This is a genomic window from Roseomonas sp. E05 (assembly GCF_030063475.1).
Classification (GTDB): Bacteria; Pseudomonadota; Alphaproteobacteria; order Acetobacterales; family Acetobacteraceae; genus Pseudoroseomonas.
Genome location: NZ_JASIRT010000010.1, coordinates 65,030 through 89,659, shown reverse-complemented (window position 1 = coordinate 89,659; position 24,630 = coordinate 65,030). Strand labels below are relative to the sequence as shown.

General features: G+C 72.8%; 19 protein-coding genes. 11 read left to right on the top strand and 8 right to left on the bottom strand.

The genetic code is table 11. The features are described from left to right. Positions 1–8: 8 nt before the first annotated feature. Entirely contained in the window at positions 9–2,129 is a 2,121-nt protein-coding gene (locus QMO56_RS12520) for an FUSC family protein (protein ID WP_283526165.1), read from the top strand. 43 nt (positions 2,130–2,172) lie between these two features. On the opposite strand, the gene QMO56_RS12515 is transcribed toward QMO56_RS12520, so the two are convergent. The 3 genes from QMO56_RS12515 to QMO56_RS12505 form a co-directional block, all read right to left on the bottom strand. Next, positions 2,173–3,444 (bottom strand): alpha-hydroxy-acid oxidizing protein, encoded by a 1,272-nt coding sequence (locus QMO56_RS12515; RefSeq protein WP_283526164.1) that lies wholly within the window; start codon positions 3,442–3,444, stop codon positions 2,173–2,175. 284 nt (positions 3,445–3,728) lie between these two features. Then, a complete protein-coding gene (locus QMO56_RS12510; protein ID WP_283526162.1) occupies positions 3,729–5,015 on the bottom strand; it encodes an MFS transporter in 1,287 nt (428 codons plus the stop codon). 3 nt (positions 5,016–5,018) lie between these two features. After that, positions 5,019–6,152: a mandelate racemase/muconate lactonizing enzyme family protein gene (locus QMO56_RS12505; protein WP_283526160.1), complete on the bottom strand. Its 1,134-nt coding sequence runs from the start codon at positions 6,150–6,152 to the stop codon at positions 5,019–5,021. Positions 6,153–6,234: 82 nt separating this feature from the next. Here QMO56_RS12505 and QMO56_RS12500 point away from each other — a divergent pair, with 82 nt between their 5' ends. From QMO56_RS12500 to QMO56_RS12485, 4 genes are all read left to right on the top strand, one after another. Next, entirely contained in the window at positions 6,235–6,969 is a 735-nt protein-coding gene (locus QMO56_RS12500) for a FadR/GntR family transcriptional regulator (protein WP_283526158.1), read from the top strand. 107 nt (positions 6,970–7,076) lie between these two features. After that, entirely contained in the window at positions 7,077–8,771 is a 1,695-nt protein-coding gene (locus tag QMO56_RS12495; protein ID WP_283526157.1) for a M28 family peptidase, read from the top strand. Between the two features lie 80 nt (positions 8,772–8,851). Next, the gene (locus tag QMO56_RS12490; RefSeq protein ID WP_283526156.1) at positions 8,852–9,658 is read left to right on the top strand and encodes an IclR family transcriptional regulator; all 807 of its coding nucleotides are present in this window, start codon (positions 8,852–8,854) and stop codon (positions 9,656–9,658) included. A gap of 153 nt (positions 9,659–9,811) precedes the next feature. After that, positions 9,812–11,389, top strand: coding sequence for an ABC transporter substrate-binding protein (locus tag QMO56_RS12485; protein ID WP_283526154.1), 1,578 nt, complete (start codon positions 9,812–9,814; stop codon positions 11,387–11,389). Positions 11,390–11,456: 67 nt separating this feature from the next. Here QMO56_RS12485 and QMO56_RS12480 read toward each other — a convergent pair whose 3' ends face one another. The 4 genes from QMO56_RS12480 to QMO56_RS12465 form a co-directional block, all read right to left on the bottom strand. Next, entirely contained in the window at positions 11,457–12,866 is a 1,410-nt protein-coding gene (locus QMO56_RS12480) for a dipeptidase (RefSeq protein ID WP_283526153.1), read from the bottom strand. Between the two features lie 80 nt (positions 12,867–12,946). After that, complete coding sequence (locus QMO56_RS12475; protein ID WP_283526152.1) at positions 12,947–14,071, bottom strand: ABC transporter substrate-binding protein; 1,125 nt, start codon at positions 14,069–14,071, stop codon at positions 12,947–12,949. A gap of 243 nt (positions 14,072–14,314) precedes the next feature. After that, positions 14,315–15,037, bottom strand: a complete 723-nt coding sequence (locus QMO56_RS12470; RefSeq protein WP_283526151.1) for a TVP38/TMEM64 family protein — start codon at positions 15,035–15,037, stop codon at positions 14,315–14,317. Further along, positions 15,034–15,813, bottom strand: coding sequence for a glycosyltransferase (locus QMO56_RS12465; RefSeq protein ID WP_283526149.1), 780 nt, complete (start codon positions 15,811–15,813; stop codon positions 15,034–15,036). Before QMO56_RS12465 ends, QMO56_RS12470 begins: the two co-directional genes overlap by 4 nt. A 129-nt stretch (positions 15,814–15,942) precedes the next feature. Here QMO56_RS12465 and QMO56_RS12460 point away from each other — a divergent pair, with 129 nt between their 5' ends. The 6 genes from QMO56_RS12460 (at position 15,943) to QMO56_RS12435 (ending at position 23,079) form a co-directional block, all read left to right on the top strand. Further along, positions 15,943–17,013 (top strand): COX15/CtaA family protein, encoded by a 1,071-nt coding sequence (locus QMO56_RS12460; RefSeq protein WP_283526148.1) that lies wholly within the window; start codon positions 15,943–15,945, stop codon positions 17,011–17,013. After that, positions 17,010–19,247 carry a PAS-domain containing protein gene (locus tag QMO56_RS12455; protein ID WP_283526146.1) on the top strand — a complete coding sequence of 746 codons (2,238 nt, stop codon included), beginning with the start codon at positions 17,010–17,012 and terminating at the stop codon, positions 19,245–19,247. The genes QMO56_RS12460 and QMO56_RS12455 overlap by 4 nt, the downstream gene beginning before the upstream one ends. Continuing rightward, a complete protein-coding gene (gene tldD / locus QMO56_RS12450; RefSeq protein ID WP_283526144.1) occupies positions 19,244–20,671 on the top strand; it encodes a metalloprotease TldD in 1,428 nt (475 codons plus the stop codon). Before QMO56_RS12455 ends, tldD begins: the two co-directional genes overlap by 4 nt. Before the next feature lie 8 nt (positions 20,672–20,679). Beyond that, positions 20,680–21,135, top strand: a complete 456-nt coding sequence (locus QMO56_RS12445) for a GNAT family N-acetyltransferase (RefSeq protein ID WP_283526142.1) — start codon at positions 20,680–20,682, stop codon at positions 21,133–21,135. Between the two features lie 158 nt (positions 21,136–21,293). After that, entirely contained in the window at positions 21,294–22,271 is a 978-nt protein-coding gene (locus QMO56_RS12440) for a tripartite tricarboxylate transporter substrate binding protein (RefSeq protein WP_283526140.1), read from the top strand. A 25-nt stretch (positions 22,272–22,296) separates the two neighbouring features. After that, positions 22,297–23,079 (top strand): SDR family oxidoreductase, encoded by a 783-nt coding sequence (locus QMO56_RS12435; protein WP_283526138.1) that lies wholly within the window; start codon positions 22,297–22,299, stop codon positions 23,077–23,079. A 64-nt stretch (positions 23,080–23,143) separates the two neighbouring features. Here QMO56_RS12435 and QMO56_RS12430 read toward each other — a convergent pair whose 3' ends face one another. Continuing rightward, complete coding sequence (locus QMO56_RS12430; protein WP_283526136.1) at positions 23,144–24,604, bottom strand: amino acid permease; 1,461 nt, start codon at positions 24,602–24,604, stop codon at positions 23,144–23,146. Positions 24,605–24,630: the final 26 nt, after the last annotated feature.

Here is a 24,630-nt window from a genome sequence, read left to right as displayed (position 1 = left end):
GCGCCTTGATGAAAGCCACGGCTTCCGGACCCTCCCCCGCCCCGCCCCGTCGCATCGGCACGCCCCGTGATCCGGGGGCGGACCTTTCCCGGGTGCCCTGGGGGTGGGACCTGCGCGCCCTGCGCGCCGTGGAGGGCATCCGCGCCGCGACGGCCTTCGCGCTCGTCATCCTGGCCCATGAGTGGCTGGGCCGGCCGGCGCTGCTCTACATGGCGATGGCCACCTTCTTCACCTGCCTCTGCGATGTCGGCGGCCCCATCCGCTTCCGCGTGCCGGCGCTGCTCGCCTTCACCCTGCTCGGCGCCGCCACCTGGGCCGGCTTCGGCCTGCTGCGGGAGGCCGGGCTCGCCGTCGTCCTGCCCCTGGCCTTCGCCGGCCTCTTCTGCCTGGGCTTCTCGCGCGTCTGGGGCCCGGGCGCCACGGTGGTGGGAAACATCCTCGCCATCGTGCTCATCATCGCCGCCAACCAGCCGCTGAGCGGGCAGGAGGCGCTGGAGATCGGCGGCATGTTCCTCGCCGGCGGGCTCTGGGCCACGCTGCTGACCATGGTGGTCTGGCGGCTCCATCCCTATCGCCCCGCCCGCACCGCCGTGGCCGAGTGCTGGCGCCGGCTGGCCACCCTGGCGGCCGACCAGCGCCGCCTGTTGCAGGCGGGCGAGGCGAGCACCGCAGTCTGGGATGCCCATAGCCGCGCCCACCGCCGCGCCGTGCGGGAGGAGATCGAGCATGCCCGCGTCATCGTGCTCGACCTGGTCAACATGCGCGGCCGGCTCTCGCTGCGCGGCTCGCAGGCGCTGCTCCGGCTGGAAGCCTGCGACCAGATCTTCGGCTCGCTGATCGCCCTGTCGGACCTGCTGGAGGGCATGCGGGACCCGGCGCGGCTGCGGGCGGCGGAGACGCTGCTGCGCGTGGTGCGGCCGATGCTGGTGGTGCTGGCCGATGCCATCGAGACGGATGTCGCCGTGCGCCCGCCGGTGCTGGACCGCGCCGCCGGGCGCGCCCTGGCCGCCGCCCAGGGCGATCCGCTGCTGCGCCCGCTGGCGGAGGCCATCATCGAGCGCCTGCGCATCGCCGCGCGGCTCAGCACGCCCGGCGGCTACCTGCCGGGCGGCCCGGTCGGCGCCGCGCAGGCCCAGCCCTGGCGGGAGCGCGTGCTGGGGCCGCTGCGGGCCAACCTGACCTGGCAGTCGGCCATCCTGCGGCATGCGCTGCGCATCGCCGTCATCGGCGCGCCCTCCCTGGCGCTCACGCTGGACTACGGCGCGCAGTTCGCGCACTGGCTGCCGATCACGGTGGTCGTCACGCTGCAGCCCTTCTTCGCCGTCACCTGGCAGCGGGCGCTGGAGCGGATCGGCGGCACTGTGCTGGGCGGGCTGGTCGGGGCGCTGCTCGCCTACTTCGTCCGCGCGCCGCTGGAACTGGCCGCGGTGCTCTTTCCCCTCTGCGCCCTGGCCTTCGGGGCGCGGCAGGTCAGCTTCACCGCCTGGATCGCCGGCATCACGCCGGTCGTGGTGGTTCTGATGGAGCTGATCCATCCCGGCCACAGCTCCTGGGAGGTGGCCGCGCTGCGCGCGCTGTTCACCCTGGCGGGTGGGCTGCTGGCCGTCATCGGCTGCCTGCTGCTCTGGCCGAGCTGGGAGCCGGGGCGAATGCGCCGGGAGCGCCGCGCCGCCCTGGCGGCCCATGCGGACTATGCCGGTGCCGTGCTCTCCGAAATCATCGGCGAGACGCCCTTCGGCGGCGCGGAGGCCGCCCGCCGCGCTGCCGGCATGGCGACCAACAACCTGGAGGCCTCCATCACCCGCGCCCTGCAGGAGCCACGCGGGAGCCGGCGCCCGGAGGTCAGCCGTGCGATCCTGGTGGACAGCATCCTGCGCCGCATCGCCGGGCGGCTTTCCGCGCTCCGGCACGACCCCGCCGCCCGGATGGCGCTGACGGCGGTGGAGGGCGCGGCCTGGCGCAGCTGGATCACGGCCTCGCTGCGCGGCCTGGCCGAGGGCGAGGGCCCCGTGCCGCCCCGGCCCGCCCCGCCGCTGGAGGCGGCCCTGCTGGACCCCCTGGCGCGGATCGCCCGGCAGATCGAGCTGCTGGAGGGCGCGCTGCGCCGGCCGGCTGCCGAGGCCGCCTGAGGCGGTCCGCGCCCCACCCGCGGCATTGCAGCCCCGGCCCCGCTCAGCCGGGCCGTGCCTGCGCCAGCACCGTGCCGTCCAGCTCATCCAGCCCGCGGCAGCCCATGAGGGCGAGGGTCAGATCCAGGTCGGCGGCGAAGCTCCTGAGCACCTCCCGAACCCCCGCCTCGCCGGCGAGCGCCAGGCCATAGACATAGGGCCGCCCGATCAGGACCGCCGTCGCACCCAGGGCCAGCGCCTTGATGACATCGGCGCCCGTGCGGATCCCGCCGTCGAAGAGCACCGGGACACGCCCCGCGACGGCGGCAGCAATGGGTGGCAGCATCTCGAGTGCGGCGACGGCCCCATCGACCTGCCGCCCGCCATGGTTGGACACGATGAGGCCATCCACCCCGGCCTCGAGGGCGCGGCAGGCATCCTCGGGGTGCAGGACGCCCTTCAGCAGGATTGGCAGCCGCGTCATCCGCCGCAGGGCGGGCAGGTTCTCCCAGGTCAGGTCCGGACGGGAATAGAGGCTGATGAAGCGCTGGACCGCCTGCACCACCTCCCGCCCGGCGGCCAGCGCCTTCAGCCTGCCGCCCGGCCAGGAGCGCAGAAGCTCAAGGACGGCCGGCAGGGAGCGCGGCCCGAGCGATGGCCGCTCCCCCGGCGCGACCGGCGGCGGAGGCAGGGCGCGGAACACCGGATCGGAGAGGTAGTTGGCCAGGCCGCGCCCGCGGAGAAAGGGCAGGTAGCCGCGATCCAGGTCGCGCGGGCGCCAGCCGAGCTGGGTGGTGTCGAGGGTCACGACGATCGCCTCATAGCCCGCCGCCTCGGCGCGCCGCACGAAGCTCTCCGCCAGGGCGTCACAGGCGGACCAGTAGAGCTGGAACCAGCGGGGACCGCCACCGGCCTCGGCGATCGTCTCCATCGGCCAGGAGGACTGGCTGGAGGTGATGAAGGGAAGGCCCTCGGCAGCCGCGGCGCGCGCCGCCGCCAGATCGGCCTGGCGATGCGCCATCTCCAGCACGCCGATCGGCGCCAGCAGCAGCGGCAAAGGCAGGGTGCGGCCGAAGAGGCGCACCGAAAGCTGCCGGGCGGTGACGTCGCGCAGGACGCGCGGGATAATCCGGTAGCGGTCGAAGGCCGCGCGGTTCGCCGCCATGGTGCGCTCGAGCCCGGCGCCGCCGGCGACATAGGCGGCCGCGTTGCGGCTCATCCGCGCCAGCGCCGCATGCTCCAGGGCCTCCGGCGCGCAGGGAACCGCCGGCCGCCGCCCGGCGAAGCCGGAGGTGAAGACCCGGGCCTGGTGTTGCCGGCCGATGCCTGCTGCCATCCTGCGAAGGCACCTCCTGTGCGCCAGCGCCGCCGGCCGCTTCTGCCAGCGCTCCGCCAACCGGCCATTCCTCCGCCGTCGCAGGCGGAGGCAGGTCACGAAGCGGCCGCGCGAAGCCTCGTCGATCAGGCAGATCCTAGGCCTGCCGCAGGAAGGCCGGCAAGCGTGCCGGAGGCGCGTCCGGATGAAGCGGGGGAAAACCGATCGCGGGGTCCGGCGAGGCCGTTGCCTCCCCGGCGGAGGGTCCGGGAGGCGGAGCCTCCCGGGGTGTTGCGGCGGTGCCTTCAGGCCGGCGAGGACTGGCCGGAGGGCGGGAGCGCCGTGGTGGTCCTGCCGCCCTTGCGCGGCGCCAGCCATCCATAGGCGAGCAGCGACACGCCGCCCAGGATCACCAGCCCGCCGAGCACGACGAAGCCGGACATGTAGGAGCCGGTCGCGCTGTAGAGCATGCCGACCAGGAAGCCCGCGATGGTGCCGCCGCCGCCCGCGCCAATGCCGTTGATGATGCCGGCGGCCGGCCCGACCGCCTCGGGCTTCGCGGTGGACTGCAGGATGGTCCAGATGTTGGGCGTGAAGCTGCTGGCGTAGTAGCCGAGCGCCACGGTGATGAGGGCGAGCTTCGCCGGCCCGCTCTCCACCAGCGGCAGCATGATCATCAGCAGTCCCGGGATCAGCAGGCCGAGCGCCGCGATCAGCACGCGCCGGTTCGTCCGGTCGCTGATCCTGGCGATGGGCAGCGCCAGCAGCACCGCGGCGAAGTAGGGCAGCGCGCTGGCGATGGCCTGCGAGAAGCCGGTGAAGCCGATGGAGCGCACCGCCAGCGGAATCCAGAGCGTGATGCCCCAGAACAGCATGCCCTGCGTGATGTAGCTGAACAGCAGCAGCAGGAAGGGCGGCCCGCCGAGCGCCGCCAGCGTCAGCTTCTGGCTCGCCGCCGCGCCGGCCGGCTCGCGGTAGGGCGCCTCCGCCTCGGGCCGCAGCGCGGCGAGGTAGAGCGGCACGATGACCAGCAGGCCTAGCCCGCCGGTGATGAAGAACAGCACCCGCCAGCCGAAGGCGTCGTAGATCGGCGTCAGCAGCATGAAGCCGAGGGCCAGCGCCAGGAATTGCCCGTAGTACTGGATCAGGCTGTTGGCGGTGGTGCGCTCCTCCGGCGCGAACCAGGCGCGCGCGAAGCGCGACTGCTGCGGCCAGTAGATCCCCTCGGTGACGCCGAGGATGAAGCGGCAGACCAGCAGCACGGCGACCGAGCCGGTGAAGCCGACGGCGATCGTCGCCAGCGACCAGATGGCGACGCACCAGATCACCACCGTCTTGGGATCGAGCCGCCGCGTCAGGATGCCGCCCAGGATGTTGGCGAAGGCATAGCCGATCAGGAAGATCGTCAGCGCCCAGCTCGACACCACGGCGAAGCGCTCGCCGGCGAAGCCGAGCTCCTGCGAGAGGGCCGGCAGGCCGACGGAAAGGTTGGAGCGGTCGAGATAGGCGACGAAGAGCCCGACCAGGAGCGAGCCGCCGATGCTCCACCAGGGGCTGCGGGCGGCGGAGGGCATGGTCTGCATGTCCGGCATCGGTCAGTTCACCTTGAAACGGGCCAGGGCCTCGCGATCGATCTCGATGCCAAGACCGGGACCGTCCGGAATGCGCACCGTGCCGCGATCATGCTCGATCGGCTGGCGCAGGATGGCCTGGCGGATCGGGTGCTCGGTGCGGTCGAATTCCAGGATGGGCTCAAGCGGGTTGAGCGAGGTGGGCGTATGCGTCGGCACCACGGCCAGCAGTTGCAGCGAGGCGGCGATGCCGATGCCGGTGCCCCAGACATGCGGGTTGTAGCGAACCCCGAAGGCGGCCGACATGTCCGCGATCTTCTTGCATTCCGAGAGACCGCCGGCCGCGCAGGTGTCGGGCTGGACGATGTCGAGCGCCTGGGTCGCCAGCAGGTCGCGGAAGCCGAGGCGGGTGAACTCGCACTCGCCGCCGGCGATCGGGATGTCCAGCGCCGCCTTCACCGCGCGGTAGCCGGCCAGGTCCTCCGGCGGCACCGGCTCCTCGAACCAGCCGATGTCGAGCGGCTCGATCAGCCGGCCGAGCCGGATGGCGGCGACGGCGTCATAGGCGTGGTTGGCGTCCACCATCAGCGCCACCTCGGGGCCGATGGCCTCGCGCACCGCGCGGGTGACGGCCACGTCCTCCGCCACGCCGAAGCCGACCTTCAGCTTCACGGCGTGGAAGCCCTCGGCCACGTAGCCGGCGGCCTCCTCGGGGAGGTATTGCAGCGGGTCGCCGCTCTCGCGCCGGTAGAGGCCGGTGGCATAGGCCCGCACCTCGGTGCGCAGCGGGCCGCCCATGAGCTGGTGCACCGGCGCGCCGAAATGCTTCCCCTTGATGTCCCAGAGGGCGATGTCGATGCCGCTCAGCCCCTCGATCACCAGGCCCTTCTGCCCGTGGTCGCGCAGCCGGGCATAGATGTCCTGCCAGAGATGCTCCGTGCGGAGCGGGTCCTGGCCGACCAGCCAGGGGGCGACATTGCGGACCACCGCCTCGGTCATCCAGGCCGGCCCGTAGCACTCGCCCCAGCCGGTCAGGCCGGTGTCGGTCTCGATCTCCACCAGCATCGCCATGCGCGTGCCGTACCAGGCGCGCGAATAGGCGAAGGGCTGGGAGAGCGCCGCTTCCAGGACGTGCGTGTGAACGCTCGCAATCCGCATGCTTCCTCCACATTCTTGTTCCTGCCGCCGAACGGCCCGTCAACGGCGTTGACGGTGCTCCAGCCGCTATAAAGAATATCATATGACTTTTTCAGCAGCCATCAAGCGCACCCTGTCCGACCAGCTGGTGGACGACCTCGGCCGCAAGATCGTGCAGGGGATTCTCCGTCCGGGGGACACCCTGCCCGGCGAGGACGTCCTGCTCGCCCGCTACGGCGTCAGCCGCACGGTGCTGCGCGAGGCGCTGCAGGTGCTGGCCGCCAAGGGGCTGCTGGACGCGCGGCCGCGGCGCGGCACCACCATCCGCCCGCGCGCGGCCTGGAGCCAGCTCGACCCGCTGCTGCTGCACTGGCACGGCGAACTGCCGGCGGACGATCCCGCCCTGCAACAGCTCATGGAGGTCCGGCGCATCGTCGAGCCGCCGGCCGCGGCGCTGGCCAGCCGGCGCGCCACCGAGGCGGACCGCGCCCGCATCGCCGCCGCCTATGCCGCCATGGAGGCGGCGGGCGAGAACGTGGAGGCCTTCATCCAGGCCGACCTCGAATTCCACACGGCCCTCCTGGAGGCCAGCGGCAACCAGTTCCTGATCCCCATCGTGCATGCCATCCGCACCACGCTGCTGGCCTCGCTGCACGTGACCAACACCGAGGCGGAGCAGAACCGGCGCGTCTCGCTGCCGCTGCACGCCACCATCCTGCGCGCCATCCTGGAGGGCGACCACGAGGGCGCGGCGGCCGCCATGCAGCAGCACCTGGACGACACCGAACGCCTGCGCGTCCAGGCCAGCCAGGGAAGCCCGAGGCCGCAGCCCTCCTGACCCACCCCTCCCCGGTCAAGCCGGTTCTCATGACAAGCCGGCCCGGTTCGTTTATCAGACCAGCAGGGCATTCACCCGGCGGCGCCGGACGGCATGGGGCAATGGTGATGGATCAGCAGGCGGTCTTGCAGGAACTGTGCGACGGCGTCTCCGCCGCCGGGATGATGGGCACGCTGGAGCGCCTGCAGCACTGGGTGAAGCTCTCCGGCTCGGCGCAGGAGATGGAAAGCCTGCGCTTCGTCGAGCAGCGCATCGCCGCCCATGGCTACCGCACCGAAATCCTGCTGCACGACGCCTTCATCAGCCTGCCCGGCGCCGCGCGCGTGGTGGTGGAGGGGCGCGACCTCACCTGCATCACGCATTCCTTCTCCCGCCCCTCCCCCGCCGGCGGGCTCACCGCGCCGGTGGTCTATGTCGGAGCCGGCGGTGACGCCGACTTCGCCGGGCAGGACCTGCGCGGGAAAATCATCCTGGTGGACGGCATGGCCACCCCGGCGGTCGCCGCGCGCGGGCTGCGCGCCGGCGTCGCCGGCCAGATCCACGCGACGCAGGACGACCATATCCACGAGATGTGCATCTCCCCGGTCTGGGGCAGCCCCTCGGCGGAGACGCTGGAGGAACTGCCGCAGGCCGTGGTCTGCACCATCTCCCGCGCGGATGGCGCGGCGCTGCGCGGCCGCCTGCAGGCCGGCGCGGCGCTGACCGCCACCCTGCATGCCGAGGTGGACACCGGCTGGCGCAAGACCCCGATCCTGGTGGCGGAGATGGACGCGCCCGGCGCCACCGGCGACGACGCCCCCTTCGTGCTGTTCTCCGGCCATCACGACACCTGGTACCACGGCGTCATGGACAATGGCGCGGCGAACGCCACCATGCTGGAGGTGGCCCGCCTCGCCGCCACGCGCCGCGCGGACTGGCAGCGCGGCCTGCGCTTCTGCTTCTGGTCCGGCCACTCGCATGGCCGCTACTCCGGCTCCGCCTGGTATGCCGACGCCTTCTGGGACGAGCTGGAGCGCCGCTGCGTCGCGCATGTGAACACCGATTCCACCGGCGGGCGCGGCGCCACCGTGCTCACCGGCTCCGGCTGCGCGGCCGAGCTGCGCGCGGTCGCGCGGGCCGCGATCCGCGACGTCGCCGGCCAGGACTACACGGGCAAGCGCTTCGGCCGGCAGGGCGACGAATCCTTCTGGGGCATCGGCATCCCCTCCATCTTCAACAGCCTCAGCCACCAGGCCGAGAATGTCGGCGCCGTGCATGGCGCGGTGAAGCTGGGCTGGTGGTGGCACACGCCGCAGGACACGCTCGACAAGATCGACCCGGACAACCTCGTGCGCGACACCCGCGTCTTCGTGCATGTGGTCTGGGCGCTGCTCTCCGCCGAGCGGCTGCCCTTCGACTACACGGCCCATGCGCGGGAGCTTTCCGGCCTGCTCGCCGAACTTGCCGGGCAGCTCGGAGACCGCCTCTCGCTCGCCCCGCTCAACCATGCGCTGGCGGCCTTCGAGGCCGCCGCCGCCCGCATCGCGGCCGCGCCGCTGCCGCCGGCCGCCGTGAACGCCGCGCTGCTGCGGGTTTCCCGCGCCCTGGTGCCGATGGACTACACCCGCGGCGACCGCTTCACGCATGACCCGGCGCTGGCCCAGGCCCCCTGGCCCGTGCTGGAACCGGTGCGCCGCCTTGCCGCGGCCCCGGCGGGCAGCGCGGCGGAGCCCTTCCTGCGCGTCAGCGCGCAGCGCGCCGCCAACCGCGTCGCGCATGCCCTGCGCCAGGCGCGCGAGGCGCTGGAGGCCCTGCACGCCTGAACCGGCGCCGGCCTGTCGCTTAGGCAGTGGGCTGGCCGGGTGCTATCCTGGCCCGGCCACCAAGAGCGCAGTCACCCGGAATGCCGAAACAGACAGCGATACCCGCAGACGCCGAGACCGCCGCCAAACCGGCGCAGGACTACACCGTCGCCGCCGTCGAGCAGGCGCTGAAGCTGCTCGCCCAGGTCGGCGAGACGCCGGGGCGCGGCCTGTCCGAGCTGGCGCGCGCCGCCGGCTGCACCAAGCCGCGCGCCTATCGCCTGCTGCAGACGATGGAGGCCTCCGGCTTCCTGATGCGCCGCGCGCAGGAGCCGCGCTACTGGCTCGGCTTCCGCGCGCTGCAGCTGGCGGGACGTGCGGGGGGCCAGGTGGACCTCGTCGGCGCCGCCACCCCGGTCCTCGCCCGCATCGGTGCGGCCTGCGACGAGACGGTGCAGGTTCGCGTGCGCGAAGGCACCGAGTCCGTCTGCGTCGCCGCCTGGGAAACGCCGCGCATCGTCCGCTTCCACGCCGCGCCGGGCAACCGTGCGCCCATCCATGTCGGTTCCAGCAAGCTCCTGCTGGCCTATGCGCCGGCCCGCCTGCAGCAATCCGTGCTGGGCGGCGAGCTCGTCGCGCGCACGCCGCAGACCCTGACCGATCCCGGGAAGCTGGCCGCCGAGCTCACCCGCATCCGCGCGCAGGGCTCCTGCGTCAGCAAGGGCGAGAACGACCCCGAGGCGGTCGCCGCCGGCGCCCCTATCCATGACCCGTCCGGCGAGGTGATCGCCGTGCTGGTGGTGGCCGCGCCGCTCGCCCGCGTGCCGCGCGCCAAGCTGCAGCAGATGCAGGCGCTGGCCATCGAGGGTGCGGCGGAGATCAGCCGGGCGCTCGCCGCGCCAGGCTGAGGCAAATCACCGCAGTTCTTTCAGTGAAACGCTCTGGACCGGCAGATGATCTGCTTGCAATGATGCACGGGACTTCCGAGACCGCAGCCAGGCGCGCCCCATGCTTCCGGTCGTCGCGTGCCCGGCTCCCAAGGAGAAGGGGAACCGCACCCGATGATCCATACCCGAAGGCCCGCCCGACTGTCCGCCGCGCTGGCGCTGCTCGCCTGCCTGGGGAGCGCGGCGCAGGCGCAGGACCTGCGCATCGCCATGAAGGCGGCGGTGGATGGCGCCGACCCGCACCAGCTCTTCACCCCCAACCGCAATGTTCAGCTTCATGTCTACGAGGCGCTGGTGGCACAGGACACCAAGCTGCGCCCGCAGCCCGGCCTGGCGGAATCCTGGCATGCCACCAGCCCGACCACCTGGGAGTTCCGCCTGCGCGAGGGCGTGCTGTTCCAGGACGGCACGCCGCTGACAGCGGAAGACGCCGCCTTCTCCATCCGCCGCGCGCAGACCGCCGAGGGCGTGCGCACCTTCCGCGCCTATGTGAAGGACATCACCGCCGTCGAGGTGGTGGATGCCCGCACCCTGCGCATCCGCACCAACGGACCGCAGCCCGAGCTGCCCGCCAACCTCGCCACCATCGCCATCGTCTCCGCCAAGGCGGTTGAAGGCGCCTCGGCCGAGGAATTCAACGGCGGCCGCGCCGCCATCGGCACCGGCCCCTATCGCTGGGTGCGCTGGACGCCGGGGCAGGACGTGGTGCTGGAGCGCAACCCGCGCTTTCGCGGCGAGGCGCCGCCCTGGGCGCGCGTCACCTTCCGCTTCGTGCCGAATGACAGCGCCCGCACGGCGGCGCTGCTGGCCGGCGACGTGGACATGGCCGATGCCATCCCCGCCGGGCTGCACCAGCGCGTCCGCGAGAGCGACAACGCGCATCTGCAGACCGGCACCTCGCTCTTCATGCTCTACATGACGGTGGACCGCCGCCCCACCTCGCCCTTCGTGCGCGACAAGGAGGGCCGGCCGATGACGGTGAACCCCTTCAATGACGCCCGCGTGCGCCAGGCCTTCACCCACGCCATCAACCGGCAGGCGCTGGCCGAGCGCGCCATGGAAGGCGCCGCCGAGCCGGCCGGCCAGTTCATGCCGGAGGGCTTCGACGGCCACGACCCCGGCCTGAAGCCCGCCGCCTACGACCCCGCCCTCGCCCGCCGCCTGCTGCGCGAGGCCGGCTATCCCGAGGGCTTCAACTATACCATCCACTGCCTGAACGACCGCTTCACCGGCGACGTGCGCACCTGCCAGGCCGTCGGGCAGATGCTCACCGCCGTCGGCATCCGCACGCAGGTCGAGGCGATGCCCTCGGCGCTCTTCTTCAAGCGCGCCACCGGGCCGGAGCCGGAATTCAGCAGCTACATGGCGATCTTCGGCAGCGCCGCGGGGCTCGCCAGCAACGCGCTGAACGTGCTGGTGCAGCGCTGGGACCCCAAGGCCGGCACCGGACGCAGCAACAGCGGCCGCTACGAGAACCCGGCGCTGAACACCCTCATCGAGAAGGCCGCCGCCACGCTGGATGACGACACGCGGCAAAGCCTGCTGCGCCAGGCCACCCGCACCGCGGTGGAGGATCAGGCGGTGCTGCCGATCTTCTTCCTCAAGGGCGCCTGGGGTCTGCGCAACGGCCTCACCATGCAGACCCGCGGCGACATGTACACCATGGCCACCGCCATCACGCCGGCACAGTGAGGAAGCGCCAGGGGGCGCTGCCCCCTGGACCCCCGCCGGGGGGATCGTATCCCCCCGGACCCCGCCGTCAGCCCACCGCCCGCCGGAACGGCGCGAAATCCTCCGACTTCAGCCGCCCCAGCTCCGCCAGCATCATCGACCAGGCGCGCAGCCCCTCCTCCAGCGAGGAAAGGCGGAAGAACTCGTTGGGCGCGTGCACATCCTCGTCCGGCATGCCGAAGGCGAAGCGCAGCGTGTCGATCCCCAGCGTCTCCTTGAACACGCTGGTGATCGGCAGCGTGCCGCCACCCCGCGCCCGCACCGGCCGCCGGCCGAAGATCTCGCCCATCACCTTCTCCGCCGCGACCAGCAGCGGATGCTCATCCTCCAGCGTCGAGGCGGCCGACTGGCCCTGGAGCGCCTGGAAGTCGAGCGAGACGCCCGCCGGGCAGCGCGCCAGCAGATGCGCCTTCACCGCCCCGGCCGCGCGCGCCGGGTCCTGCCCCGGCGCCAGGCGCATGGTGATCTTGGCCTGCGCCTCACAGGGGATCACCGTCTTGCTGCCGGCACCCTGGTAGCCGCCCCATAGCCCGTTCACCTCGATGGTCGGCCGCAGCGTCAGGCGCTCGCGCAGGGTGAAGTCCGGGTCGCCATAGGGGCTGCCGCCGAAACCCTCATAGAAGTCGGCATCGTCGGCGGCCAGTTCGGCGGCATCGGCGCGGTCCCGTTCGCTGAGCGGCCGCACGTCGTCGAGGAAGCCGGGAACGAGGATGCGCCCCTCGTCGTCATGCAGCGAGGCGACCAGCCGCGCCATCTCGTGCAGCGCGTTGCGCGCGGCGCCGCCATAGCGGCCGGAATGCAGGTCCTTGCGCGCCGTGCTCAGGCGCATCTCCATCTTCGCCATGCCGCGCGTGCCCGTGCTGATGGTGGGCAGCCGCACGCTGGCGCGCGAGCCATCGGCGGAGAGCACCGCATCCGCCTGCAACCGCTCCCGGTTGGCGGCAATGAGCGGACGCAGGCTCGGGCTGCCCACCTCCTCCTCGCCTTCCAGGAACAGCTTCACGTTCACCGGGCAGACGCCCGCCGCCAGACAGGCCGCGATGGCCTCGATGGCGATGGTCACGGTCGCCTTGGTGTCGGAGGCACCGCGGCCATAGAGGCGCCCGTCGCGGATCTCCGGGGCGAAGGGCGGCGAGTGCCAGGCCGCCAGCGGATCGGGCGGCTGCACGTCATAGTGGCCGTAGATCAGCAGCGTGGGCCGCCCCGGCGCGCCGAGCCACTCGGCATAGACCGCCGCATGGCCGCCCGGCGCCTCCAGTTCCTGCACGGCCTGCAGCCCCGCCTCGTGCAGCCGCCGCATGAGCAAGGCCCGCGCGCCGGCCATGCCCTCGGCGAAGGCGGGGTCGGCGCTCACGCTGGGCTGCCGCACCAGTTCCATCAGCCGCTCCAGGATGCGCGCCTTGTCGTCCAACAAGGATTGCGTCACGCGATCGGTCATCACCTCTCCCTCCACGCTCTTCGCTTCCGGGATGCTAGAGCAGATCCCGTTCCGATGATGCCGCCGGAACGCGATCTGCTTTAGTTGCGCCCGGACTGACTCACCCAGTAGGTGCCCTCGAAGGGCACCGCGGCGAAGCGGCGGTTGATCTCGGCCAGGGTGGCGCCGGGGTCGAGATCGCCGAACAGGTCGGGCCGCACCCAGCGCGCAACGGCCTCCAGCGCCGCGATGTTGATCGCCGTGCCCGCGAAGTAGTTCCACAGCCCATGCGCCCGCCCGGCCTGCACGGCCGGCAGGCTGGCCAGTTCCGGCGCCTGCAGCACCCGCGCCAGGCTGGCCTGCGCGGCTTCCGCCGGCGCCCCGGTGCCGAGTTGCAGCCCGGTGTCGTCGCCCGGCCGGAACAGCCCGGTGCCGACATACACCTCCGGCTGCAGCATCAGCACCTGCTCCAGCCCGAGCGTGCCGCCGCGCGGGTTGGGCAGCAGGCCCTCCGCCACGTTGCGCGCGCCGAGCGCCGTGAGGAACTCGCCCCCGCCCCCGCCCCCGGCCGCCCAGCAGCAGGCCCAGCGGCCGGGAAAGGCCGTGAACAACACCTTCGGCCCCGGTCCCGGCGCCGCCGCCACCCGCGCGCGGATATGCGCCACCCGTTCCTCATAGAAGCGGGCATAGGCCTCCGCCTGCGCCTGCCGCCCGAGCGCGGCGCCCAGCAGGCGGATGGTCTTCGGCGTATTGGCCAGCGGCTGCTGGAAGGTGTCCACGAAGATCACGGGAACGCCGAGGGTACCGAAATGCTCGAGGCTGCGCCTGGTCTCCTCGGCGGCGGCCTGCCAGGCGCTCAGGATCACCAGGTCGGGCCGCAGCGCCAGCGCCGCCTCGGCCGGCAGGGTCTGGCCGATGCTGGCGGTCAGCCGCGGCACCTTCGCCAGCGCCGGGAAGGCACGCTCAAAGGCGGCGTAGCTCTGCGGGTCCACCTGCCGCAGGTCGCCGCCGATCCCCACCAGCAGCGAGACGGGGTCGGGATGCACCAGCGCCATGTTGAGGAGCTGGAAGCCCTCGCCGAGCAGCACCGCATGCGGTTCCGCCGGGATGGTGACCTCCCGGCCCAGCACGTCGGTCACGCTGCGCGGCCAGGCTTGCGCCCGCGCCGGCCCGGCCAGCCCGAGCAACGCCGCGAGGAGGAGAACGAAGATACGGCGTCGCGGCACGGCAGCCCATCCCGAAATTGCGAACCGTTCGCAATATCGGGAGCAGTCGGCCGCGGACAAGGCCGTTTCGGAGCGCCGTATGAAAAAGGTCGGGAAGAAGGAATTCCTCCCGAACCCTCCATCTTTTTTCTGCCAGCTTGGTGCCGCGCTCCCGGCCAGCCTGGCGCGGCGAAAAGGACAGAAAAAAGAAGAGGGGGTCCGGGGGAGAATTCTTTCTCCCCCGGCTCTTCCCCCCGGTCTGGGTCAGTCCTCGGTCGCCATGGCCTGCCCGGCGCGGTGGCGCCGCAGCAGCCAGAGCCCGATCGCCGCCGAGCCCAGGAACAGCCCGCCCGCCAGCCAGAGCTGCGCCGCGTGGTCCACCGCCACGCCGCCGCCGGCCAGGGCGAAGATCGCCGTCTGCGGCAGGTAGCCGACCAGCGAGCCCGCCAGGAAGGGCAGCGCGGGGATGCCGGAGAGCCCGGCCAGCAGGTTGAGCGCCAGATTGTTCCCCACCGGGAGCAGGCGCAGGGCCAGGGTGGCGCCGAAGGGGCTGGCGGCCAGTGCGTCGCGCAGCCCGCGCAGCCGGCGCCCGAAGCGCCCGGCCAGCCGCCGTTCCGCCCAGCGGCGCCCGACCAGCCGCGCCCAGCCATAGCCCAGCACGCAGCTCAGCCCCTGCGCCACCATCGCCAGCGCCCCACCCCAGAGCGGCCCGAAGGCATAGCCGCCGAGGAAGGCGACACCCTGCCGCGGCACGCCCACGGCGGCGGCGAGCGTGCCCACGGCCAGGAAGGCGGCCTCGCCCCACAGGGTCTGCTGCAGGCCGAAGCGGCGCACCCAGGCCTCGGCCTGCGTGCCGCCCGGCGCCCCGCCCAGCTCGCGCAGCAGCCAGCCGCCCAGCGCCAGGCCGGTGGCCAGCAGCAGCAGCTTGCCCAGCGAGGCCAGCGGGCTCCTGCGCCGTGCGGTGCCCTCCTGTCGCGGGCCCCTCATGGCCGGAGCTGGGGCCGCTTCCATCGCCGCTGCAGCCAGATCACGCCGAACAGGTCCACCACGCCCACCGCCAGCCGGTCGAGCGTGCCGTAGTTGGATTGCCCGCGCATCCGCGGCCGGTGGTTCACCGGCCGGCTGACCACCCGGCCGCCCTGGCGCAGCACCAGCGCCGGCAGGAAGCGGTGCATGTGGTCGAAGGCCGGCAGGCTGAGGAACAGTGCGCGCGGGAACAGCTTCAGGCCGCAGCCGGTATCCGGCGTGGCATCCCCGAGCAGCCGGGCGCGGATGCGGTTGGCCAGCCGGGAGGAAAGCCGCTTCACCTGGGTGTCCCGCCGGTTCACCCGCCAGCCCGCCACCATCAGCGGCGGACCGCCGGCGGCCGATTCGGCCTGCGCGAAATCCCACAGCGCCGGAATGTCGGCCGGGTCGTTCTGCCCATCGCCGTCCAGCGTGGCGATCCAGCCGCCGCGCGCCGCGCGCACGCCGGTGACGATGGCGGCGGATTGCCCGCAGGAGGCGACATGGCCGAGCACCCGCAGCGTCGGCGTGCGGCGGGCCAGCTCGGCCAGCGTCGCCGCCGTGGCGTCGGTCGAGCCATCGTCCACGTAGATGATCTCGTGCGGGATGGCGGCGAGCGCGGCGCCGATCTCGGCGACGAGCGGCGCGATGTTGGGTGCCTCGTTGCGCACCGGCACGACGACGGAGAGCAGCGGGGCAGGCCCGGCGGCGGCGATGCCGGGGCTCTCGGCGGCGGCGGGGCGCGAATGGTCCGGCATGGCGGCGCGGGGTAGCAGGCGCCGCCGGGGCGGACAAGATGAGACCTTGCCCGCCCCGCCCGGACCGCATTGCCGATGCGGCGCACCCACTCCACCTCCGCAGCACACGCTGTGCTAGAAGATCCTCAAATGCCCTTCGATCCACACCCCCCTGGTTCCGACCGCCTTGCCGGCCGCCGCGCCATCGGCGTCTGGCTGCTCATCGTCGCCGGGCTGACCTGGGCCATGGTCGCGCTCGGCGGCGCGACGCGGCTCACCGGCTCGGGCCTCTCCATCATGGAATGGGCGCCGCTCTCCGGCGCCCTGCCGCCGCTGTCCGAGGCCGAGTGGCAGCGGCTCTACGACCTCTACCGCACCATCCCGCAATACGCGCTGGTCAATCAGGGCTTCGGCATCGAGGGCTTCAAGCAGATCTTCTGGCTGGAATGGACCCACCGCCTCTGGGGGCGGATGATCGGCCTCGCCTTCCTGCTGCCGCTGGTCTGGTTCTGGCTGCGCGGCCGTATCCCGCCTGGGCTGAAGCCACGGCTCGTGGTGCTGTTCCTGCTCGGCGGGCTGCAGGGCGCGGTCGGCTGGTTCATGGTCGCCTCCGGCTTCGAGGCCGACCGCACCGCCGTCTCGCCCTACCGGCTGGTGGTGCATCTGGGCCTGGCGCTGCTGCTCTACGGCGCCATCCTCTGGACCGCGCTCGGCCTGCTGCGGCCGCAGCGCAGCGGGCCGCGGGCGCCGGCCGGACTGCGCCGGCTGGTGCATGCCACCGCCGGGCTGGTGGTGCTGACGCTGCTGGCCGGCGGCTTCGTCGCCGGGCTGCATGCCGGCTTCACCTACAACACCTTCCCGCTGATGGATGGCGCGCTGGTGCCGCCCGGTTATGCCCAGCTCAGCCCCTTCTGGCGCAACTGGGTGGCCAATATCGCCGCCGTGCAATTCAACCACCGCCTGCTGGCCACCCTCGCCGGCGCGGCGGCGCTGGCAGCCGCCATCTGGGGCGCGCGCGCCCTGCCCGCCGGCTTCGCGCGGGGCGCCCTGCTGGCGCTGGGCGGCACGGTGGCGCTGCAATACGTGCTCGGCGTGGCTACGCTGCTGCTGGTGGTGCCGGTCTGGCTGGGCACGCTGCACCAGGCGGTGGCGGTGGGCGTGCTCACCGCGGTGCTGGTCGCGATGCACGCCCTGCGCCCCCCCCGGAACAGCACCACGTGAAGACCACCGGGGCGCTTTCCGAGGCGGCCCTGCAGGCACTGCCCTCGGCCGCCTGCGTCTTCGATGCCGCGGGCCGGGTGGTGCTGGCGAACGAGGCCGCCCGGCAGATGCTGAACCTCGCCTCGGCGAGCGAGCTCCTCGGGCGCAGGGAAGCGGAGCTGGCCCGCCTCCTCGCCTTTCGCGGCCTCTACGGCCCCGGCGACCCGGAGGCGCAGGCCCGCGCCGCCCTGGCGGTGGATCGCAGCAGGCCGCAGCACCGCACCGTGCGCAGCACCGGCGGCCGCTGGTTCGAGATCAGTTCCGTCCCGCTGCAGGGGGGTGGCTGGCTCGGCCTCGTCACCGACGTCACCTCGCACCGGCAGGCCGAGGCGCTGGCGCTGGAGCGCCTGCGCGTCTCCAGCCTGGCGCTGCAGCAAACCCCCACCGGCCTCGGCCTCTACGATGCCGGGCGCCAGCTCTGCCTGTTCAACCAGGCCTATGAGCACCTGCTCGGCCTGCCACAGGGAACGCTGCGCACCGGCCTCAGCTTCGAGGCGATCACCGAGATCATGATCGCCCACAACCCGCTGGACGAGGAGGCCCGGAAGATCTTCGCCACGCGCCGCCTGCAGGACCGCAGCCGGCCGCACAGTTCCGTCCGGGTGCGGCTGGACGGCACCGCCATCCGCTCCCTGAGCCAGCCCGTCCCCGGCGGCGGCTTCCTCGTCGCCCTGGAGGACGTCACGCCGCTGCGCCAGGCGGAGGACGAGGCGAAGCGCCGCGCCGCCCTGCTGGACGGCGTGCTGGCGGCGCTGCCGCACGGCGTCTGCGTCTACGGGCCCGACCACCGGCTGCGCATGGTCAACGCCGCCTTCCAGCGCATCATGGCCGGCAGCGAGCTGGCGATCGGCGAGCATCTGCTGGACATCTGCCGCCGGCGCGAGGCGGCGGAGGAATTCGAAGACCGGGAAATCCCGGAAGAGGTCTTCCGCCGCCAGTTCGACTTCGACCGCCCGCCGGTCACCCGCATCCGCCGCAACGGCACCGTCCTGACCGGCCGCAGCGCCCCGCTGCCGGATGGCGGCCATCTCTCGGTGGTCACGGACGTGACCGCCCTGCACCGCGCCGAGGCGGAGGCGCAGCGCCGCGCCGACCTGCTGCAGGCCATGCTGGACAGCATGCGCCACGGTGTCTGCCTGTTCGACAAGGACAACCGCCTGGTCGCCGCCAACCAGCTCGCCTCCCGCATGATCGGACTGACGCCGGAGGAGCTGGCGCCGGGGGTGCATCTCGACACCCTGCGCGAGCTGCAGTACCGCCGCGGCGAGTTCGGCACCGGCCTGGAGGCGGAGCGGATCTATCGCGAGCGCGCCGCCGGCGCCGTGCCGCGGCGTGACCGCTTCAGCCGCACCCGCACCGACGGCACGGTGATCGAGGTCAGCACCGACCCCACTCCGGATGGCGGCTTCGTCCGCACCTACACCGACGTGACGGAGGAACGCCGCGCCCGTGCCGAGATCGAGCGCGCCCGCAGCGCGGCGGAGGAGGCGAACGCCGCTAAGAGCCGCTTCCTGGCCACCATGAGCCACGAGCTGCGCACGCCGCTGAACGCGGTGATCGGCTTCTCGGAGGCGCTCGCCAGCGAGTCCGGCCCGCCGCATGTCGTGGAATTCGCCGGCAGCATCCTGGAGGCCGGGCGGCACCTGCTCTCGCTGATCGACGAGGTGCTGGAAGTGGCGCAGGCCGGCACCGGCGCGGTGCCGGTGGAAACCCGGCCGCTCTACCTGCCCAGCGTCCTGGGCGGCGTGCTGCGGCTGATGCGCAGCACCGCCGAGGCGGCGCAGGTGACGCTGACCCTGGATCCGCTGCCCGCCCTGCCGCGCGCCCTCGCCGACGAACGGCGGCTGCGCCAGGTGCTGCTCAACCTCCTCGCCAATGCCGTGAAGTTCACCCCGGCCGGCGGCGCCGTCCGCCTCGCCGCCGCCACCCTGCCGGACGGGGTGGTGGAGATCAGCGTGGCCGATACCGGCATCGGCATCGAGAGCGGGCAGATCGAACGCGCCTTCGAGCCCTTCGTGCAGTTGGAAACCAGCCACGCGCGCCGATATTCAGGATCGGGGCTCGGTCTCTATCTCGCCCGGGCCCTGGCCCAGTCCATGGGGGCGACCCTGACTCTGGAAAGCCGGCGCGGCGAGGGCACCACCGCCCGGCTGCGCCTGGCCGCCGCCACACAACCGCAGGAGCAGACGGCATGACCGCTCTCGACACCACTGACCGGCTGTTCTTCCGCGACCTCGACCGCGGCGCCGCCGAGCGCATTCTCTCCGGCGCGCTGACCGGCGCCGAGGATGGCGAGCTGTTCCTGGAATATGTCGAGAGCGAGGCCATCAGCCTCGATGACGGCCGCATCCGCTCCGCCAGCTTCGACGCCACGCGCGGCTTCGGCCTGCGCGCGGTGCAGGGCGAGGCCGCCGGCTACGCGCATGGCGGCGAGATCTCCGAGGCCGCCCTGAACCGCGCCGCCGACACGGTGCGCGCCGTCGCCGCCGGCCGCTCCGGCAAGCTGGCGGTCGGCCCGCGCGCCACCAATGCCCGCCTCTACGACGACGCCAACCCGCTCGCCGCCATGGCCTTCCCGGCCAAGACGGCGCTGCTGGCCGAGATCGACGCCTATGCCCGCGGCCGCGACAGCCGCGTGACCCAGGTGATGGCCAGCCTCACCGGCGAGTGGCAGGCGGTGCAGGTGATCCGCCCGGACGGCCAGCGCGTCGCCGACCTGCGGCCGCTGGTGCGCCTCTCCGTCAATGTGGTGGTCGAGGCCAACGGGCGGCGCGAGAGCGGCAGCCATGGCATGGGCGGCCGCTTCGCCTATGACCGCGTGATCTCCGAGGCCGCCTGGAAGGGCGCGGTGGACGAGGCGCTGCGCCAGGCCGTGCTGAACCTGGAGAGCGTCCCCGCCCCCGCCGGCGAGATGGAGGTGGTGCTCGGCCCCGGCTGGCCCGGCATCCTGCTGCACGAGGCGATCGGCCACGGGCTGGAGGGCGACTTCAACCGCAAGCAGACCTCCGCCTTCGCCGGCCTGCTCGGCCAGCGGATCGCCGCCCCGGGCGTGACGGTGGTGGATGACGGCACCATCCCCGACCGCCGCGGCTCCCTCACCGTGGATGACGAGGGCACCCCCTCCGGCCGCACCGTGCTGATCGAGGACGGCATCCTGACCGGCTTCCTGCAGGACCGGCAGAACGCGCGCCTGATGGGCACGGCCCCTACCGGCAACGGCCGCCGCCAGAGCCACGCCCATGCGCCGATGCCGCGCATGACCAACACCGTCATGCTCGGCGGCGACAAGGACCCGGAGGAGATCCTGCGCAGCGTCAAGCGCGGCATCTGGGGCGTGAACTTCGGCGGCGGGCAGGTGGACATCACCTCCGGCAAGTTCGTCTTCTCGATGTCCGAGGCCTATCTGGTGGAGGATGGCAAGGTGGGCGCCCCGGTGAAGGGCGCCATGCTGATCGGCAACGGGCCGGAGGCGCTGACCCGCGTCACCATGATCGGCAACGACATGGCGCTCGACCCCGGCATCGGCACCTGCGGCAAGCAGGGCCAGGGCGTGCCGGTCGGCGTCGGCCAGCCGACGCTCAAGATGACCGGCCTGACCATCGGCGGCACCGCCGTCTGAGCCGCGCCATGATCCGCCCCGCCCGCCTGGAGGAGGCCCCCGCCCTCGCCGCGCTGGTGGAGCGGGCCTATGCCCATTACGTCCCCGCCATCGGCCGCCGCCCGGCGCCGATGGACGACGACTACGCCGCCCGCATCGCCGCCGGCGAGGCCTGGGTGCTGGAGGAGGATGGCGGCATCGCCGGCCTCCTCGTCCTGGAGGCACGGCCGGACCATCTCTGGCTCGACAACATCGCCGTGGACCCCGGCCGCCAGCATGCCGGCGCCGGCCGCCGCCTGATGCGCTTCGCGGCCGGGGAGGCGCTGCGCCGCGGCCTGCCCGGGCTGCGGCTGCTGACCAACGAAATGATGACCCGCAATCTCGACTTCTACCGCCGCCTCGGCTTCACGGAAATCGAGCGGCGGGAGGAGAAGGGCTTCCGCCGCGTGTTCTTCGCCATTCCGGCGGCGCGCCTCGCCGGCTGAACGGCGCCAGGCGCGACCGTATGCCGGTGTATCCCCTTCCATACTGTTGACAGTCGCCAAATCTCGGCGCCAGCATGCCCCGGGACTGACCCGCAGCCGGCCCCCCCCCGCCTCCGGGCGAAGCCAACAACACCGGCGCGGCAGAGGAAGGAAACGCCATGTTGCAGCGTCGGGCCGTGCTCGGTGCCGCGCTCGCCCTCCCGGCCCTGGCCCGGACGGCGCGCGCGCAGGTGGACTACCCGGATCACGCGATCCGCCTCATTGTCGGCTTCGCTCCCGGCGGCGCCACCGACATCACCACCCGCCTGCTGGCGCCGCGGCTGCAGACCGCGCTGGGCGGCATCGCGCCCGTCGTGGTCGAGAACAAGCCGGGCGGCAGCGGCAACGTCGCCACCCAGGCGGTCGTCAACGCCGCGCCCGACGGCTACACGCTGCTGATGGGCACCATCTCGGCGCTCGCCATCAATCCCAGCCTGTTCAGCGACCTCCCCTTCAATCCGCAGACCGACCTGACGCCGATCGGCCTCTTCGCCGACGTGCTGAACATCCTGGTCGTGCCCGCCGACCGGCCCTGGCAGAAGCTGGAGGACCTGATCGCCACCGCGCGCCAGAAGCCGGGCGCGCTGAACTACTCCTCTTCCGGCATCGGCGGCGCCGGGCATCTCGGCGGCGCGCTGCTCGACCACCTCGCCGGCATCCAGACCGTGCATGTCCCCTATCGCGGCGGCGGCCCGGCCATGACCGACCTGGTCAGCGGCAAGGTGGACTTCTCCTTCGCCACCGCCCCCACCGCCCTGCCGCTGATCGAGGCCGGCAAGCTCCGCGCCCTGGCCGTGCCCACCGCCCGCCGCAGCGCGCTGCTGCCCAAGGTCCCCGCCGTGGGGGAGACGGTGCCGGGCTTCGAGGTGGCCAACTGGTACGCCATGCTCGGCCCCAAGGGCCTGCCGCAGCCCATCGTCACCAAGCTCAGCGCCGCCCTGCAGGAATGCCTGCGCGAGCCGCAGCTGGCCTCCGACCTGGCGCAGCACGGCGCCGAGGCCCGCCCCTCCACGCCGGAGGAACTGGCGACCTTCCTGAAGGCCGAGACGGAGAAATGGCGCCCGATCCTGAAATCCTCCGGCGCCAGGGCGGAATGAACCGCGAAGGGGAAGCGAGCGAGCGATGGACCTGCAACTGAACGGCCGCGAGGCGCTGGTGATCGGCGGCTCCTCCGGCATCGGCCTCGCCACGGCGGCGGCGCTGCTGCGCGAGGGCGCCCGCGTGACCATCGCCGCGCGGGACGCCGCCCGGCTCGCCGCGGCAGCCGAGCGCCTCGCCGCCGAGACCGGCGCCATCCCCGAGACCGCCCGCTGCGACCAGGCGGACCCCTCCCAGGTGGCCGCCCTCGCCGCGCGCTATGAGGAACGCCCGCTGCATGCGCTGGTCTGCGCCGCCGGCGGCAGCCACCGCTCCCCCTTCGAGGCGCTGACCGACGCGCAGTGGCTGGCGAACTACGAGTTCAACATCCTCGGCACGGTGCGCGCCGTGCGGGCCATGCTGCCCGCGCTCCGCCGCGCCGGCGGGGCACGGGTGGTGCTGCTCGGCGCCGTCTCGGCCCGCCAGCCGACGGCGCACCAGGTCGTCTCCAACACCCACAAGGCGGGGCTGCTCGCCCTGGCCAAGACGCTCTCCCTCGAACTGGCGCCGGAGGGCATCGGGGTGAACAGCGTCTCGCCCGGCCGCGCCCTGACGCCGCTCTGGCAGAGCCGCGCCACCACCATGGCGCAGGATGAGGGCATCACCGAGGAGGCCGTGCTCCAGCGCGTCGCCGCCGACATCCCGATGGGCCGCCTCGCCGCGCCGGAGGAAGTGGCCGCCATGGTCGCCTTCCTGGCCGCGCCGGTCTCGGCCTATGTCACCGGGCAGGCCGTCGCGGTGGATGGCGGGCTGCAGCGCGGGGTCTGAGCCGCGCAAGGGAAAAGCCCGGGGGAAGGAATTCCCCCCCGGGCCTTCGGACCCCCATCTTTTTTCAGGCCTGCCGCGCCGGGTGCCGCAGCGCCGAGTGGTGCCGCCCGTAGAGGGCATAGACGGCCAGGCCGACCGCCATCCAGATCACCAGGCGCAGCCAGGTGTCCAGCGGCAGGCCCGCCATCAGCAACAGGCTGAAACCCATGCCCAGGATGGGCACGAGGGGAACGCCCGGCGCGCGGAAGGGGCGGACCCTCCCCGGCTCGTGCCGGCGCAGGTGGAGCACGGCGCCGCAGACCAGCACGAAGGCGAACAGCGTGCCGATGCTGACCATCTCGCCGAGAATGCCGATCGGCACCACGGCGGCGATGACGGCCACCACCGAGCCGATCATCATCTGGCTGACCCAGGGCGTCTGCAGGCGCGGATGAATGCGCGCGAAGGCCGGCGGCAGCAGCCCGTCCCGCGCCATGGTGAGGAAGATGCGGGCCTGCCCGTAGAGCAGGACGAGGATCACCGTGGTGAGCCCGGCCAGCGCGCCGAGCTTGATCAGGCCGGAGAGCCAGCCGAGCCCGATCATGTCCACCCCCCGGGCGATCGGGTCGGCCACGTTCAGCTCGGGATACGGCACCAGCCCGGTGAGCACGCCGGCAACCAGCACATAGAGCACCGTGCAGATGGTGAGCGATGCCAGGATGCCGATCGGCATGTCGCGCTGCGGCGTGGCCGTCTCCTGCGCCGCCGTGGAAATGGCATCGAAGCCGATGAAGGCGAAGAACACGACGCCCGCGCCGCGCAGCACGCCGCTCCAGCCGAAATGGCCGAACTCCCCGGTATTGGCGGGCAGGAAGGGATGCCAGTTGGCCGGCGTGACATAGGCCGCGCCGATCAGGATGAAGAGCAGCACGACGGTGAGCTTCACCACCACCATCGCGTTGTTCAGCCGCATCGATTCCCGCGTGCCGAGGATCAGCAGCGCCGTCAGCGCGAGCACGATCAGCGCGGCCGGAAGGTTGAGCAGCGCCACCGCCTCCCTCCCGTCGGCGAGTTGCACGCTGCTGCCCGTCGCCTGCGTCAGCACGGGCGGGAGATGGAGGCCGAGGCTGGCCAGCAGGCTGCGCATGTAGCCGGACCAGCCGACCGCGACGGTGGCCGCGCCCATGGCGTATTCGAGGATGAGGTCCCAGCCGATGATCCAGGCCATCAGCTCCCCGAGCGTCGCATAGGTGTAGGTGTAGGAGCTGCCGCTCACCGGGATCATCGCCGCCAGCTCGGCGTAGCAGAGGCCGACGAAGGCGCAGGCGATCCCGCCGAGCACGAAGGAAAGGACCAGCGCCGGCCCGGCATACTGCGCGGCGGCGGTGCCGGTCAGCACGAAGATGCCCGCTCCGATGATGGCCCCGATCCCCAGCGCCGTGATGCTGAACGGTCCGAGAGACTTCCGGAGCCCGACCTCGCCCCCATCGGCCGCCGCGATGATCTCGGAAATGCTCTTGCGCGCGGCATAGGGCGCTCTGTTCATCGAAGATCTTTCGGGTCTCGGGCCGG